Source organism: Marvinbryantia sp., from assembly GCF_047017445.1.
In the GTDB taxonomy this organism is placed as follows: domain Bacteria; phylum Bacillota; class Clostridia; order Lachnospirales; family Lachnospiraceae; genus Marvinbryantia.
Genome location: NZ_JBKXTT010000006.1, coordinates 194205 through 210557, shown reverse-complemented (window position 1 = coordinate 210557; position 16353 = coordinate 194205). Strand labels below are relative to the sequence as shown.

Sequence of the window (16353 nt, the reverse complement as noted above, 5' to 3'; positions counted from 1 at the left end):
TTTTAACAGTTTACCATGGTTTGAAAAAAAAGTGTATTAAATCTTTGTAAAGTATGTTATACTGTTGCAAATGGATGGCATACTGCCGTCCGCAAAAGATATTGAAACGGAGTGTACAGTATGAAACGTGTATTATTGAAGTTAAGCGGCGAGGCGCTTGCAGGGGAGAAACACACAGGCTTTGACGAGCCGACGGTCGTCGGCGTGGCGAAGCAGGTAAAACAGCTGGTGGATGCCGGCACAGAGGTGGGCGTCGTGATCGGCGGCGGAAATTTCTGGCGGGGACGTTCCAGTGAGAATATCGACCGCACAAAGGCGGACCAGATCGGTATGCTGGCTACGGTCATGAACTGTATCTATGTATCGGAGATTTTTCGTTCTGTCGGCATGAAAACACAGATTTTCACACCGTTTGTCTGCGGCGCATTTACGGAGCTGTTTTCCAAGGACAAGGTAAACGAGTGCTTTGAAAAAGGTATGGTGACGTTTTTCGCGGGCGGCACGGGACATCCGTATTTCTCGACGGACACGACCACGGTGCTGCGTGCGGTCGAGATCGAGGCGGAGGTCATTCTGCTTGCCAAGTCGATCGACGGCGTTTACGACAGCGATCCGAAGTCCAATCCGGATGCGAAAAAATATGATGAGATCACCATTCAGGATGTGATCGACCGGCGCCTTGGAGTGGTAGACCTGGCGGCTTCCATTCTCTGCATGGAAAATAAGATGCCGATGCTGGTGTTCGGTCTGAACGAAGAAAACAGCATCGTAAATACCGTGAGCGGTAAGTTCAGCGGCACGAAGGTGACGGTGTAATATAAACACCGGACATATAAAACAGAAAACCAGGAGGAAGAAATCATGGATGAAAGATTGAAAGTATTTGACGAAAAAATGACAAAGACGTTTAACAACCTGCTCTCGGAGTTTGGCTCCATCCGCGCAGGCCGTGCGAATCCGCACGTGCTTGACCGCATTATGGTTGACTATTACGGGACCCCGACGCCGATCCAGCAGGTGGGCAATGTAAATGTACCGGAGCCGCGCATGATCCAGATCCAGCCGTGGGATTCCAGTATGCTGAAAGCGATCACAAAGGCGATCCAGACCTCAGACCTTGGCATCAACCCGACGAACGACGGCAAGGTGATCCGCCTTGTATTCCCGGAGCTCACTGAGGAGCGCAGAAAGGATCTGGTGAAGGAAGTCAAGAAAAAAGGCGAGGGCGCAAAGGTTGCGGTCCGCAATATCCGCCGCGATGCAAACGATGCCTTCAAGAAGCTGAAGGGCACGGAAGTATCAGAGGATACGATCAAGGAGCTGGAGACTGCTGCGCAGAAGCTCACCGACAAATACATCAAGGATATTGACGCTGCGGTAGAGGAAAAATCGAAAGAGATCATGACGGTATAGGGCGATGGAAAGAAGCGAGCTTACGATCCCGCGTCACGTTGCGATCATTCTGGATGGCAACGGGCGGTGGGCAAAAAGCAAGGGAATGCCGCGCAATTACGGACACTCCAGGGGTGCGAAGAATCTGGAGGTCATCTGTGAGGATGCCTGGAACATTGGCATTAAGTATCTCACGGTCTACCTGTTTTCCACGGAAAACTGGAAGCGTTCCAAAGACGAGGTGGACGGTCTGATGCGGCTGTTCCGCAGCTATACGAAAACCTGTATCAAAACTGCGCAGAAAAATAATATGAAGGTACGTGTGCTTGGCGACCCGACGGCGCTTGCCGAGGATCTGCAGGAGAGCCTGCGCAATCTTGTGGAAAGCTCGAAGAACAACACAGGGCTTAATTTCCAGATTGCGATTAATTACGGAAGCAGGGATGAGATCGTGCGCGCGATCCGCAGAGTATCCGCGGACTGCGTGGACGGAAAGCTAAAGCCGGAGGATATCACGGAGGAGCTGTTTTCCGGGTATCTCGATACCCGCAATGTGCCGGATCCCGACCTTCTCATCCGCACCAGCGGCGAGCTGCGCCTGTCAAACTATCTGATGTGGCAGCTTGCATACAGTGAGTTTTATTTTACCGATATTCCATGGCCGGCGTTTACGAAGGAAAACCTCTGGCAGGCGATCGAAAAATACAACCAAAGGGAACGGCGCTACGGCGGCGTCCTGGACAAGTGATAAAAGAGGGAATGATCATGTTTGCAGTTAGATTAAGAAGCAGTATCATTATTATGGCAGTTGCACTGCTCACGATTATCCCCGGGGGCTACGTTTTGTGGGGGACAGCGCTGGCTGTCTCCCTCATTGGACTCGGGGAGCTGTACCGTGCGGTCGGCGTGTGGAAAAAAGACAGCAAAGGGCTTGCGATAACAGGCTTTGTTGCGGCGGCGCTTTACTATGTGCTGCTGCTTCTGGGACTGGAGGAGTACAGTACCATTTATCTGGTATTTGCGATGGCGGCGGTGCTTGCCGTCTATGTGTTCGCTTTCCCGAAGTACCGGTCGGAGCAGGTGATGGCGTCGTTTTTCGGCATCGTTTATGTGTGTGTGATGCTTTCCTATATTTATCTCACAAGAACGATGCAGGACGGAGCCTTTCTTGTGTGGCTGATCTTCATCTGCTCGTGGGGCTGTGATACCTGCGCATACTGTGTGGGGATCCTGATCGGAAAGCATAAAATGTCGCCGATCCTCAGTCCGAAGAAATCAATCGAGGGCGCTGTCGGCGGCGTGCTTGGCGCAGCGCTCCTTGGCGCGATTTATGCGGCGATCGTCGGCGCGCATCTGGAGGCGGAAAATCCGGTGATCTCTTACGCGGTAATCTGCGCGGCAGGTGCGCTGATCTCCATGGTCGGTGATCTGGCGGCTTCCGCTATCAAACGAAATCATGAAATTAAGGATTACGGGACGCTGATCCCGGGACACGGCGGGATTCTCGACCGCTTCGACAGCGTGATCTTTACCGCGCCGATCATTTACTTTTTGTCGAATCTGATGATCTGAGCCAGGGAACCAATGGACATGAGAAAGGAAAATTTATGAAAACAATTGCAGTTCTGGGAGCTACCGGTTCCATCGGCACACAGACGCTGGAGGTAGCGAGAGCAAATAAGGATATAAAAATTGCCGCGCTGTCAGCGGGGCGCAACATAAAGCTTCTGGAGGCGCAGATCCGCGAATTTCAGCCGCGGCTTGCAGCGGTCTGGGAGGAAAAGGACGCGCAGGCGCTGCGGACGGCGGTGCGTGATCTGGATGTGAAGATCGTTTCCGGGATGGACGGACTTTTAGAGGTCTGCACGCTGCCGGAGGTGGAGATTGTTGTGACAGCGATCGTCGGTATGATCGGTATCCGCCCGACCATTGCGGCAATCAGGGCAGGCAAGGATATTGCGCTTGCAAACAAAGAAACGCTGGTGACAGCCGGACATCTCATCATGCCGCTGGCCAGGCAGTGCGGCGTAAGGATCCTGCCGGTTGACAGCGAGCACAGCGCGATCTTCCAGTCCCTAAACGGAGAAAATCCGCAGCAGATCCACAAGCTGCTGATCACGGCGTCCGGCGGACCGTTCCGCGGACGCAAAAAAGAAGAGCTGAAAAATGTCCGGGTAGAGGACGCCCTGAAGCATCCTAACTGGAGCATGGGGCAGAAGATCACCATTGATTCCGCCACGCTGGTCAATAAGGGACTTGAGGTGATGGAGGCAAGGTGGCTCTTTGGCATGGATCTCGATCAGATCCAGGTTGTAGTACAACCACAGAGCGTCATACACTCTATGGTAGAGTTTGTGGACGGTGCGATCATCGCGCAGCTCGGCACGCCGGACATGAAGCTGCCGATTCAGTACGCGCTTTATTACCCGGAGCGCAGATTTCTATCGGGCGACCGGCTTGATTTTGCGCGTCTCGCGCAGATCACTTTTGAGGAGCCGGACACGGATACCTTCCTGGGGCTTCCGCTGGCATACCGCGCAGCGCGGGCAGGCGGTTCCATGCCGACGGTATTTAACGCGGCGAATGAAAAGGCGGTCAGCAAGTTTTTGCACCGCGAGATCGGCTTTACCGATATTTATGAGATCATCACAGAATGTATGGAGGCACACCAGATACGGCAGAATCCTTCCGTGGAGGAGATTCTGGAAGCGGAACAGGCAACTTACGAGATGATTGAAAGCAGGTGGTAGTTTGAATATTGTCTGGGCGCTGATTCTATTCAGTCTGATTATTTTATTTCACGAATTTGGGCATTTTTTGTTAGCGAAGAAAAACGGCGTGACCGTTGTGGAGTTTTCCCTTGGGATGGGACCGCGGCTGCTGAGTAAGGAGTGGCACGGCACGCGTTATTCCCTGAAAATTCTTCCGTTCGGAGGCTCCTGCATGATGCTCGGCGAGGACGAGGAGGAGAGCGGCGAAGGCTCGTTCGGCAGCAAATCCGTGTGGGCGCGCATCTCCGTGATCGCAGCGGGACCGATCTTTAATTTTATACTTGCGTTTCTTTTGTCGTTGATCATTGTCGGCCTGTATGGATTTGATCCGGCAGTGATACGGAGCGTGGAGGATGGTTCTCCGGCGCAGGAAGCCGGGCTTCTTGAGGGCGACGTCGTGACGAAAATGAACGGTAAGCGCATCTATCTCGCGCGCGAGGTCAGCAATTACATTTCCCTGCACCAGGGCGAAGCGGTCACACTGACGTATGAGCGCGACGGCGAGAAGAATACGGTGCATATTGTCCCGGAGGCGGATGAGGACGGCTACTACCGAATGGGCGTCGGCATCAGCGGCGTCTATGTGAAGGGCAATGTCCTGCAGGTAATAAAATACAGCGCCTGCGAGGTGCGCTACTGGATCGATCTTTCCATCGAGAGCGTGCGGATGCTGGTGACCGGAAAAGCGGGGATCAAAGACCTGTCCGGTCCGGTGGGCGTCGTCAGCATGATTGGGGAAACCTATACCGAGAGCGCGAAGGTCAGCATGATGGCTGTCGTAGTGAATATGCTCAATATGGCGATCTTCCTGTCGGCAACGCTCGGCGTGATGAATCTTCTGCCGCTCCCGGCGCTGGACGGCGGTCGTCTGGTGTTCCTGATCCTGGAGGCGATCCGCGGCAGGCGGATCAATCCGGACAAAGAGGCGATGGTGCATTTTGTTGGGCTGATGGCGCTGATGGTGCTGATGGTCGTCGTGATGTATAATGACGTGACAAGACTATTATAGGATGTTTTGCGGCATGTCGCGGATGAATCTTTTCATCAGCGGCAGGACTGTGAATACGGCGGTGCAGATAAGCATAAGAAGGGCAGGTTCTCCGGATAGGAGCCTGCCTTTTTCCCTTGCGGGAGAAACATAATTCTGCGGGGATTCCCGGAACGTGCGGAGCATGATTTTACGGGTAAAGTTCTGCGATTCTTGTAACGGCAACGTAGATATCCTGGATACGGTACCAGGTGCGCCGTCCGACAATGCCGTCCTGCGTCAGATTAAAGACGCTCTGAAACACCTTCACGGCATTTTCGGTCGCCGGTCCATAGATGCCGTCCACGCTGATCTTTGGAATCAGCGGATAATTGTTGGAAATCGCGTTGAGCTGCTCCTGGATCTGGCGCACGGCGTCCCCGGAGGAACCGATGCGCAGAGCGTAGCCCGGATAGGAGGAAGGAACGCCGGCGACTTCCTCTGCCGCATTAATATAAATAGAGTCGCCGTAGTAGTAGCGGAGGATCTCAATGGAGGAGTATCCCTGATCGGCAAGATTCTTCGAACCCCATTGACTCATCCAGTTTGGACAGGTAACCCGGTTTCCGTCACAATACTGCGTCAGGATCGGCTGCTTTACATTCGGGCGCGAGAGGTAGGCGTCAAAAATTTCGTCCACCACCTCAGAAATGCTCTCAAAAATATTTCGTCCGTAAATCCATTTGTGGTCGAAGGCGGTGGAGGAGGTGATGGTAAAGTTAAAGCCCTTGTTGCGGTACCACTCCGTGTAAACACGGTTCAGCGTAAACGACATGATCGCGAGAATATTTGCCTGCAGCGCCGCGCGCGGCCAGGTAGAATAAATTTCGCTGGAGGCGACGTTCTTGATGTAATCCCGGTAACGCACATAATAATCTGTTGCAGTGGTGTCGCGCGGGGAGCCGTCGTGCACGACGACAAATTCCGGGACGACCACGCGGGAGAGGACAATTTCACCTGTCTGACTGACAGGCTTTACCTCCGCCTCGGCGATCTTGGGCGGATAGTTTCCGTAAAGCGTATGCGCCGGGATGACGACCACGTCCGGCGTTTCGCGTTCCTCAATCGGGCGCAGTCGGATTGTCTGCAGGGAGAGCTGCCCGGAGAGGATTTCAGAACCGGAGACGGTGATTGTTTCAAAGCCCTCCGCCGATACGGAAAACGTATACTCGGAGTAGGGCTGCTGCTCGCCGGGCGACAGGCTGTACTCCAGCGGTGGCGCCTCCAGGGCGACGGTATCCGTGCGCCCGGTGCTGTCGGTGCGCACCTCTTCGATCACGCTTTCAGGATCGCCGGAGTAGGAAATGTCGACCACGGCATTCTCTACAGGCGTATTTCGCAGAGCAGATTCCACGTTAATGCGCAGCAGGCCGGTATCCGTTGACTGCTGCATCGTTCTCATGCGAGAATAGGACATAATGACCTCACACAGAAGTTGTTATGATTATTATATGAAGATGCGGGGAATCTGTGAAAAAACGAAAGAGAATACCCTGGAGAGAAAAGCTTTAAAGCTTATAAGCAACAAGAGCAATTTTCTCGCCGGTTTCTTCTGCAATATCCTGTTCCAGATTTGTAATTTTCTGGCAGCAGGATTGGGTGAGATTGGCATAGATATCTTCCCTTTCCAGTTCTCTTGCCATGTGCTCAGCAGCAGACTTGCAGGAAAGGGGAAGATCAGTAATAGTTGAATGAATATCAGACATAGTCAATACCTCCTTTGCAGTGTAGTATGTGTAGGATTGGAGAAAATATGAGCAGCAAATGCCTAAGTTTTATTTGAAATGCATCAGAGAATGGTATACTATAAATATGGATTTCTGAAAAGAGGGGAAAGACATGATAAAAATAGATTTAATTACAGGTTTTCTGGGTGCAGGAAAGACGACATTTATAAAAAAATATGCGAAGAGCCTGATGGACGCCGGTAATCATATCTGCATTTTGGAAAATGATTACGGGGCGGTGAATGTGGATATGATGCTTCTGCAGGAGCTGGAGGGAGATCAGTGCGAACTGGAAATGGTTGCCGGCGGCTGTGATCCTGATTGCCACAGGAGAAGATTTAAAACAAAATTGATTGCAATGGGAATGTGCGGCTATGACAGGGTGCTGATTGAACCTTCCGGAATCTTTGACGTAGATGAATTTTTCGATGTGTTATGCGAAGAACCGTTAGATAGATGGTATGAGATCGGCAATGTGATTGCGATCGTAGATGCAAGACTGGAGGAAAATCTGTCGGAAAAATCCAATTATCTGCTGGCCTCAGAAGTGGCAAATGCCGGAATGGTTATTTTTAGTAAGAGCCAGGAGGCTACAGATGAGGATCGGAAAAGAAATGCAGCACATTTAAATCGCGCTATGGAGCAGGTACGGTGCAGACGCAGATTTGGGGAGGAGGTTCTATGCAAACCGTGGGATTCTTTAACGGATGAAGACTGGAAAGCGATCTCTTCCTGTGGCTATGTACTGGAATCTTATGAAAAATCTGTGCTGGAAGATGAACACGGATATTCCTCCGTTTATTTTATGGATATACAGATGACTGTGCAGGAATTGCGATCAAGGGTAGAAAGTCTTATGGCTGCATCGGACTGTGGGAATATCGTTCGTGTGAAAGGGTTTATGACGGCAGAGGATGGAACATGGATAGAGCTGAATGCCACCCGCCAAACGATCACCATCCGGCATATTGAAAAGGGGCAGAATGTTATCATTGTTATTGGAGAAGGGCTGATAAAAGATAAAATCAGTGCCTTTTGGAAATAAATTTCATTATCCGGTTTGAGAGACGTCAAAAATCTGTGAAAAAACAGGACCTTCCTCTTGCCAAATGATTATTTTTGTGCTATCATTTTAGCAATTTGGGGTGCGGATTCGAAGGGGAAGAAACGGGCGTTGGGTTTTGTTTCTTTTTTTTTTGCGCATACCGTATCATCAAACTTACTCAGGAAAGGCAGGATGGACAATGAAAGCATTTCTTATTCTGGAAGACGGAACTGTTTTTACCGGGCAGAGCATCGGGGCAAACCGTGAAGTTATCAGTGAGATCGTTTTTAACACGTCGATGACCGGTTATCTCGAAGTCCTCACCGATCCCTCTTACGCGGGACAGGCCGTGGTGATGACATATCCGCTGATCGGCAATTATGGTATCTGCACGCAGGACATGGAGTCGGACAGACCGTGGCCGGACGCATACATTGTAAGAGAATTATCTCGTATTCCCAGCAACTTCCGCTCGGAAGGAACGATTCAGGACTTTCTTTTGAAATATGATATCCCCGGAATCTCCGGAATAGACACCAGAGCATTAACGAAAATTCTTCGTGAAAAAGGTACGATGAACGGCATGATCACGACAGACGAAAGCTTCTGTCTGGAAAAGGTGCTGCCGCAGATCGCCGCTTACCGCACGGGTAAGGTGGTGGAGAAGGTGACGTGCGCGGAAAAATATGTGCTGGAGGGTGACGGTCCGAAGGTGGCGCTTCTGGATCTGGGGGCAAAGCGCAACATCGCGCGCAGCCTCAACAAGCGCGGCTGTCAGGTGACAGTATATCCGGCGCTCACGAAGGCGGAGGAGATCATCGCGGATAAGCCGGACGGCATCATGCTTTCCAACGGACCGGGCGACCCGAAGGAATGCGTTACGATTATAGAAGAAATCCGCAAATTATATCAGACGGATATTCCGATTTTTGCCATCTGTCTGGGACATCAGCTTATGGCACTGGCGAACGGCGCGGACACCTATAAAATGAAGTACGGGCACCGCGGCGGCAATCATCCGGTGAAGGATCTGAAAACAGGCAGGGTCTATATTTCCTCACAGAACCACGGCTACGTGGTGGATACAAAAAATCTGGACGCATCGGTGGCGGTTCCGGCGTTCACAAACGTCAACGACGGAACGAACGAGGGACTTGCTTATACGGGAAAGAATATCTTTACGGTGCAGTTTCATCCGGAAGCGTGTCCGGGACCGCAGGATTCCGGATACCTGTTTGACCGGTTTATGAAGATGATGGAGGTGGACAGATAATGCCGAAGAATCCGGAAATCCAAAAGGTACTTGTGATCGGTTCGGGACCGATCGTGATCGGGCAGGCGGCGGAGTTTGACTATGCGGGCACGCAGGCGTGCCGCTCGCTGAAGGAGGAGGGCATTGAGGTCGTCCTTCTGAATTCAAACCCGGCGACCATTATGACAGATAAAGACATTGCTGACCGCGTGTACATTGAGCCGCTGACGGTGGAAGTGGTGGAGCAGCTTATATTAAAAGAAAAGCCGGACAGCGTGCTGCCGACGCTTGGCGGACAGGCGGGCTTAAATCTCGCTATGGAGCTGGAGGAGCGCGGCTTTTTAAAGGAAAACAATGTGCGGCTTATCGGCACCACTGCGGAGACGATAAAAAAGGCGGAGGACCGCCAGGAATTTAAAAACACGATGGAGAAAATCGGGGAGCCGATTGCAGCTTCAAAAGTCGTGGAAACGATAGAAGAGGGCGTTGCGTTTACAAACACCATCGGCTATCCGGTGGTGCTGCGCCCGGCGTACACGCTCGGCGGAAGCGGCGGCGGCATTGCGCACAATTATGAGGAGTTGACGGAAATCCTGGCGAACGGGCTGCGACTGTCCCGCGTAGGGCAGGTGTTGGTGGAGCGCTGCATTGCCGGATGGAAGGAAATCGAGTACGAGGTGATGCGCGACAGCGCTGGAAACTGCATTACCGTCTGCAACATGGAAAATATTGATCCGGTCGGCGTGCACACCGGCGACAGCATCGTGGTAGCACCGTCCCAGACGCTCGGCGACAAGGAATATCAGATGCTGCGTACCTCGGCGCTGAATATCATCAGCGAGCTGAACATCACCGGCGGCTGCAACGTGCAGTATGCCCTGAATCCGGACAGTTTTGAATACTGTGTGATCGAGGTAAATCCCCGTGTGAGCCGTTCTTCAGCGCTCGCCTCCAAGGCGACCGGCTATCCGATCGCAAAGGTGGCGGCGAAAATTGCCCTTGGCTACACGCTGGATGAGATTAAAAATGCTATCACGGGGAAAACTTACGCCAGCTTTGAGCCGATGCTGGACTACTGTGTGGTGAAGATTCCGCGTCTGCCGTTCGATAAATTCATCAGTGCGAAGCGTACCCTGACCACACAGATGAAGGCGACCGGCGAGGTAATGAGCATCTGCGACAACTTTGAAGGCGCGATGATGAAGGCGATCCGCTCGTTGGAGCAGCATGTGGACAGCCTGCTTTCTTACGATTTTTCGCATCTGGACGACGACCAGCTTATGAAGCAGCTCGCGCTGGTGGACGACCGCCGCATCTGGGTGATCGCGGAAGCGCTGCGCCGCGGCGTTTCCTATGAGACGATTCATGAGATCACGAAAATTGACATCTGGTTTATTGATAAGCTTGCGATCCTTGTGGAGATGGAGCAGGCTCTGAAGACGCAGGAGCTGACCGTGGAGCTTTTGAAAGAGGCGAAGCGCATCGAGTTCCCGGATAACGTGATTGCCCGTCTGACCGGAAAGAGCGAAGAAGAAATCAAAAATATGCGCTATGAGAACGGCATTACGGCGGCGTACAAGATGGTAGATACCTGTGCGGCGGAGTTTGAGGCAACCACGCCGTACTATTATTCCGTGTTTGGAAGTGAAAATGAAGCGCAGGAGACTCATGACCGCAAAAAGGTGCTGGTGCTTGGCTCCGGTCCTATCCGCATCGGGCAGGGAATTGAATTTGATTTCTGCTCTGTGCACTGCACCTGGGCGTTTGCGAAGGAAGGCTACGAAACAATTATTATCAATAACAACCCGGAGACGGTCAGCACCGACTTCGATATCGCGGACAAGCTATATTTTGAGCCGCTGACGCCGGAGGATGTGGAGAATATCGTCCGCCTGGAAAAGCCGGACGGTGCCGTGGTACAGTTTGGCGGACAGACCGCTATCAAGCTGACGGAAAGCCTTATGAAAATGGGTGTGCCGATTCTGGGAACCTCCGCGGAAAACGTGGACGCTGCCGAGGACCGCGAGCTGTTTGACGGCATTCTGGAGAAATGCGGCATTCCGCGTCCGGCAGGTCACACAGTATTTACTGCTGAGGAAGCGAAGAAGGCGGCAAACGAGCTCGGCTATCCGGTGCTTGTGCGTCCGTCCTACGTGCTCGGCGGACAGGGAATGCAGATCGCGATCAGCGATGAGGATGTGGATGAATTTATCGGCATCATCAACCGCATCGCGCAGGAGCATCCGATTCTGGTCGATAAATATCTGGTCGGAAAGGAGATCGAGGTCGACGCAGTATGCGACGGAACGGATATCCTGATCCCGGGCATTATGGAGCATATTGAGCGCGCCGGCATCCACTCCGGGGACAGTATTTCCGTTTACCCGGCGCAGAGCATCGGCGCTAAGGTAAAGGCGACTATTGAGGATTACACACGAAAGCTTGCGCAGTCGCTGCACGTCATTGGTCTGATCAATATTCAGTTTATCGTCTGCGGCGAAGAGGTGTATGTGATCGAGGTAAATCCGCGCTCCAGCCGTACTGTGCCGTACATCAGCAAGGTGACGGGCATTCCGATCGTACCGCTGGCGACGAAGGTGATCCTGGGCGCGAAAATCCGCGAGCTTGGCTATGAGCCGGGACTGCAGCCGGAGGCGGATTACTTCGCCATCAAGATGCCGGTATTCTCCTTCGAGAAGATCCGCGGTGCTGACATCAGCCTCGGACCGGAGATGAAATCCACCGGCGAGTGTCTTGGCATTGCCAAAACCTTCAACGAAGCGCTCTACAAGGCGTTCCTTGGCGCTGGCATCAACCTGCCGAAGCATAAGAACATGATCATGACGGTGCGTGATGAGGACAAGGAGGAGGCAGCAAAGCTGGCAAAGCGTTTCGAGGCGCTCGGCTACAATATTTTTGCCACTAAGGGCACGGCAAAAGCGTTGATGGAGGCGGACGTGCAGGTGCGAATGACGCGTAAGGTGGAGCAGGAGTCGCCCAATATCCTCGACCTGATTCTCGGACATAAGATCGACCTGGTCATCGACACCCCTTCCCAGGGTATCGAGCACTCAAAGGACGGCTTTATCATCCGCCGCAACGCCATCGAGACAGGCGTCAATGTGTTGACGGCAATGGACACGGCGGGCGCGCTGATCTCCAGTCTGGAGAATACCGATAAGAACAAGCTGACGCTGATTGATATCGCGAAGATATAGCCGTCGCAGGCAGGCGGTCTGTAGATGTAATGCGTAAGCTGTTACACAGAATGTAATAAATTTCCGCTTGCGCTTTTTGAAAAAGTGGCGTATGGTAGAAAAGGAGCTGATTTGCAGCAGGGCTTTGCGTCGGATAGACAGCGGCGTAAGGGGATTCCGCATGGCGGCGCTGCATTTGTGTGAGAGGGGCCCGTCGGGGCAAGAGGAGAAATGCATGAGAAAAAAATCACATATTTCGCTGGCAAAGTTTCTGGTATCACAGATGGGAGCAGATAAGCTGCAGCAGCACAGAAAGGCATTTTATCTTGGCTCCATCCTTCCGGACTGCAAGCCTTCCTTTCTGACAGAACGGCACGAATTTTACGGAACCTTTGACAAGGTTTCCGACAATATAAGAAGTCTGCTGAAAATGGATTACACTGATGCGCAGGATGGCATGGCGTTCTGGCGGCATCTGGGAGAGATCATCCATTATATTGCCGATTACTTTACCTTTCCGCATAACCGGACCTACGCCGGGACAATCCGCCAGCATTGCGCATATGAAAAGGAAATGCGCGATTATCTGCGGGAATATATCGACAGCGGCAGAGCAGCGCTGCAGATAGTCGGAGAAAAGGTGTTTGAGAATGTGGAGGTGCTTCTGGAATATATCCGGAAAAAACACGAGGAATACACCAGAGGACGTCATACGATTGAAACAGATGTGCGCTATATCGTACAGCTCTGTCAGCAGGTAGTCCGTGCAGTCGTGCAGTTCGCGGGCGCCGGGGCGATGGAGCTGCTGGCGGCATAATCGATGAAATGAAAATCCGGAGCGTGGGCAGTATAAAACTGTCTGGCTCCGGATTTTTACTTTCCATAGAAAAATTTCCTGGATTTTCTGTGGAAGAAAAAAGTGCTCTTATGTGGTAGCGGAACCTTCACGAAGCGCTTCCTGAATCTTGTTGGATGCAATTCCGGTCAGGGCAGCAATCTCTTCCGGCGGATAGGTCTGGGAAAGCAGCAGAATCAGTTTCTGCTGTTCACTCTCCAGACTCTGTTTTTCGCATTCCAGACTCTGCTTTTCGCATTCCAGGCTCTGTTTTTCGCTTTCCAGATGTTTGTTTTTCTTTTCCAGCTTTTCTATTTCGTACTCCAGAATATCGACATCAAAAATTAATGCATCTTCTGTCATCTGATTCACTCCCTCTTTTTTCAGCTCGTCATATTGCTCATAGATATGGCGGTAGAGATACAGAATCATCCGCGAAAGCTTCAGCGCTTCTGTGGGAGTAATATTTCCGACCTCTACATTTCGGTTTAGTGAATTCAGTATATCATGAGTGATTAATTTTTTCAATGCCTCTATATTTTCTTTTGTACGTTTTTGACTAATGGTCCGGCGCAGTTTTAAAAGCTGGAAGGGAAGGAGCATGATGAGCTTTTTACGGTCTAGCTCGTCCAGCGAGTGTTTTAAATATTTAAAAACAGGTACCTTATATAAAAAACTTCCCTGCTCTCCGAAGCTGATTTTCAGAATATATTCATCAGGAAAGCTCTCATCATCGTAAAGGTATACGATAAGAGGCTCCGGAAAGCAGATGGTATCCTGACTGTCGGCTGTGCGGATGGCGTGATGGAAGCCATATTCCAGCACACGCAGAAGAATATCGCCGTCTTTGGTCATCTGAAATTCAACATGGTAGCTGCTGGAATGATTAATCGTAACAATGGTATCTGCCAGTGTCTTTTTCAGACTGTCATCTGTATTTTCTGTCCAGTGGTAGTCTACGTCGCTGTCGGGAGGATAGTCCGTACCAAAAAGACCGTTAATAAGGAAAACGGTACAGCGGGTGGAAAGAGAGAGACAGCGCTTGGCAATGCGGTCATAGATGTCGTGATATTCATATGCTTCGTTCATAAAACCTCCTTGTTTTCATATGAGTAACCTGTTTGCGTGGATTGAAATTTATATTTCGAAAGATGAGATTATTATACATTATACAACATTGAAAGTCAATAAAAATAATGTACAATCAAAAAGAGATTAATAAAAAGCGGAATTTATAATTATAAAGAGTGGTATGAATGTCCTGTGCATAAAAATGGAGCCATTGCTCCATAAATGATTACTCATTTATTTTGCAACGACTCCTCTGGAGACGTGTGTTACCGGAAACAGCAGTCGGAGAGGCATGGCGCCTAGTTATCCTCCAGCTTGTCATCCATAGTGTAAACTTGGCGTTTTCTTGCCATTTCATCACTTGCGAGATATTCGTCGTAGGTGGTGATCTTGTCGATCATCACGCCGTTCGGCAGGATTTCCATAATGCGGTTGGCAGTCGTCTCGACGAGCTGATGATCGTGAGAGGCGAACAGAATAACGCCGGGAAACTTCACCATGCCGGTATTTAACGAGGAGATGGATTCCATATCCAGATGGTTGGTCGGCTCGTCAAACAGCAGTACGTTTGCACCGGAAATCATCATTTTGGATAAGAGACATCGTACCTTCTCGCCGCCGGAGAGCACCTTTACCTTCTTTACGCCGTCGTCGCCGGCAAACAGCATACGGCCGAGGAAGCCGCGCACATAGGTCACATCCTTGATCTCGGAATACTGTGTCAGCCAGTCTACGATGATCAGATCGTTGTCAAATTCCTTCGTGCTGTCCTTCGGGAAATATGCCTGCGAGGTCGTTACGCCCCATTTGAAGCTGCCGGAATCCGGTTCCATCTCGCCCATAAGAATCTGAAAGAGTATGGTCTTTGCAAATTCATTGCCGCCGACAAAAGCCACCTTATCGTTGTGATTCAGGGTGAACGTGAGATTGTCAAGCACCTTCACGCCGTCGATCGTTTTGGAGAGGTTTTCTACGGAGAGCACCTCGTTCCCAATCTCGCGGTTCGGACGGAAGTCGATATACGGATATTTGCGGCTGGACGGCTTGATCGTATCCAGCTCGATTTTCTCCAGCGCACGTTTTCTGGAGGTCGCCTGCTTGGATTTGGAAGCGTTGGCGCTGAAACGGGAAATGAATTCCTGCAGCTCCTTGATCTTTTCTTCCTTCTTTTTGTTGGCTTCCTTCATCTGCTTGATCATCAGCTGGCTGGACTCGTACCAGAAATCATAGTTTCCGGCGTAAAGCTGAATCTTGCCGTAGTCGATGTCTGCAATGTGCGTACATACTTTATTCAGAAAGTAACGGTCGTGGGAAACCACGATAACCGTATTCGGGAAGTTGATCAAAAATTCCTCCAGCCATTCGATCGCAGCGAGATCCAGATGGTTGGTCGGCTCGTCCAGAAGCAGGATGTCCGGGTTTCCGAACAGCGCCCTTGCGAGAAGCACCTTCACCTTTTCGCTGCCGTTTAAATCCTTCATGATCATGTAATGCATATCGGGTTCGATGCCAAGCCCGTTTAGAAGCTGCGCGGCGTCAGATTCCGCCTCCCAGCCGTTCATCTCGGCAAATTCACCTTCCAGCTCGCTGGCACGGATGCCGTCCGCCTCGGTGAAATCTTCTTTTGCATAGATCGCGTCCTTTTCCTTCATGATATCATACAGGCGCTGGTTGCCCATGATGACGGTATCCAGTACAGGGAATTCGTCGTATTTAAAATGGTCCTGCTCCAGGACGGAGAGACGCTGACCGGGCGTGATGACGATGTCGCCCTTGGTGGTCTCCAGCTTTCCGGAAAGAATCTTCAGAAAGGTGGATTTTCCGGCGCCGTTCGCGCCGATCAGACCGTAACAGTTACCCTCGGTAAATTTGATATTGACGTCCTCAAATAACGCCTTTTTTCCTATTCTAAGTGTCACATTGTTAGCACTGATCATTTTCATTCCTCACTTTAGATATTGTAAGCTCCGCAGTGCGTTGCCCGACTGCATGCAAGCATGCGCGGCCACTCAGTACATCGTCTCCGCGTGCTCCGC

14 protein-coding genes are annotated in these 16353 nt (G+C 51.2%); 10 read left to right on the top strand and 4 right to left on the bottom strand.

Annotation, left to right across the window (positions count from 1 at the left end):
- Positions 1–120: 120 nt before the first annotated feature.
- From pyrH to rseP, 6 genes are read left to right on the top strand one after another with little or no spacing between them, the layout of a single operon-like run.
- Positions 121–816, top strand: coding sequence for a UMP kinase (pyrH, locus tag ACLU9Q_RS09015; RefSeq protein ID WP_296833635.1), 696 nt, complete (start codon positions 121–123; stop codon positions 814–816).
- Between the two features lie 45 nt (positions 817–861).
- Entirely contained in the window at positions 862–1413 is a 552-nt protein-coding gene (frr, locus tag ACLU9Q_RS09010; protein ID WP_296833639.1) for a ribosome recycling factor, read from the top strand.
- Positions 1414–1417: 4 nt separating this feature from the next.
- Positions 1418–2140 (top strand): isoprenyl transferase, encoded by a 723-nt coding sequence (locus tag ACLU9Q_RS09005; RefSeq protein WP_296833641.1) that lies wholly within the window; start codon positions 1418–1420, stop codon positions 2138–2140.
- 17 nt (positions 2141–2157) lie between these two features.
- Positions 2158–2964, top strand: a complete 807-nt coding sequence (locus ACLU9Q_RS09000; protein ID WP_296833645.1) for a phosphatidate cytidylyltransferase — start codon at positions 2158–2160, stop codon at positions 2962–2964.
- A 35-nt stretch (positions 2965–2999) separates the two neighbouring features.
- Positions 3000–4142 (top strand): 1-deoxy-D-xylulose-5-phosphate reductoisomerase, encoded by a 1143-nt coding sequence (locus ACLU9Q_RS08995; RefSeq protein ID WP_296833648.1) that lies wholly within the window; start codon positions 3000–3002, stop codon positions 4140–4142.
- A gap of 1 nt (position 4143) precedes the next feature.
- Entirely contained in the window at positions 4144–5172 is a 1029-nt protein-coding gene (gene rseP / locus ACLU9Q_RS08990; RefSeq protein WP_296833650.1) for an RIP metalloprotease RseP, read from the top strand.
- Between the two features lie 169 nt (positions 5173–5341).
- On the opposite strand, the gene ACLU9Q_RS08985 is transcribed toward rseP, so the two are convergent.
- Complete coding sequence (locus tag ACLU9Q_RS08985) at positions 5342–6607, bottom strand: peptidoglycan-binding protein (RefSeq protein ID WP_296833653.1); 1266 nt, start codon at positions 6605–6607, stop codon at positions 5342–5344.
- Between the two features lie 91 nt (positions 6608–6698).
- Complete coding sequence (locus tag ACLU9Q_RS08980) at positions 6699–6896, bottom strand: hypothetical protein (protein WP_296833655.1); 198 nt, start codon at positions 6894–6896, stop codon at positions 6699–6701.
- A gap of 133 nt (positions 6897–7029) precedes the next feature.
- On the opposite strand from ACLU9Q_RS08980, the gene ACLU9Q_RS08975 reads away from it, so the two are divergent.
- The 4 genes from ACLU9Q_RS08975 (at position 7030) to ACLU9Q_RS08960 (ending at position 13228) form a co-directional block, all read left to right on the top strand.
- Positions 7030–7962, top strand: coding sequence for a GTP-binding protein (locus tag ACLU9Q_RS08975; RefSeq protein ID WP_296833658.1), 933 nt, complete (start codon positions 7030–7032; stop codon positions 7960–7962).
- Between the two features lie 199 nt (positions 7963–8161).
- Positions 8162–9235 carry a carbamoyl phosphate synthase small subunit gene (locus ACLU9Q_RS08970; protein WP_296833661.1) on the top strand — a complete coding sequence of 358 codons (1074 nt, stop codon included), beginning with the start codon at positions 8162–8164 and terminating at the stop codon, positions 9233–9235.
- On the top strand, positions 9235–12432 hold the full coding sequence (carB, locus tag ACLU9Q_RS08965; RefSeq protein WP_296833664.1) for a carbamoyl-phosphate synthase large subunit: 3198 nt from the start codon (positions 9235–9237) through the stop codon (positions 12430–12432). Before ACLU9Q_RS08970 ends, carB begins: the two co-directional genes overlap by 1 nt.
- Positions 12433–12646: 214 nt before the next feature.
- Entirely contained in the window at positions 12647–13228 is a 582-nt protein-coding gene (locus ACLU9Q_RS08960) for a zinc dependent phospholipase C family protein (RefSeq protein WP_302592158.1), read from the top strand.
- 108 nt (positions 13229–13336) lie between these two features.
- On the opposite strand, the gene ACLU9Q_RS08955 is transcribed toward ACLU9Q_RS08960, so the two are convergent.
- Positions 13337–14335, bottom strand: coding sequence for a hypothetical protein (locus ACLU9Q_RS08955; RefSeq protein WP_412625057.1), 999 nt, complete (start codon positions 14333–14335; stop codon positions 13337–13339).
- Positions 14336–14616: 281 nt separating this feature from the next.
- Positions 14617–16254 (bottom strand): ABC-F family ATP-binding cassette domain-containing protein, encoded by a 1638-nt coding sequence (locus ACLU9Q_RS08950; protein ID WP_412625056.1) that lies wholly within the window; start codon positions 16252–16254, stop codon positions 14617–14619.
- Positions 16255–16353 lie beyond the last annotated feature (99 nt).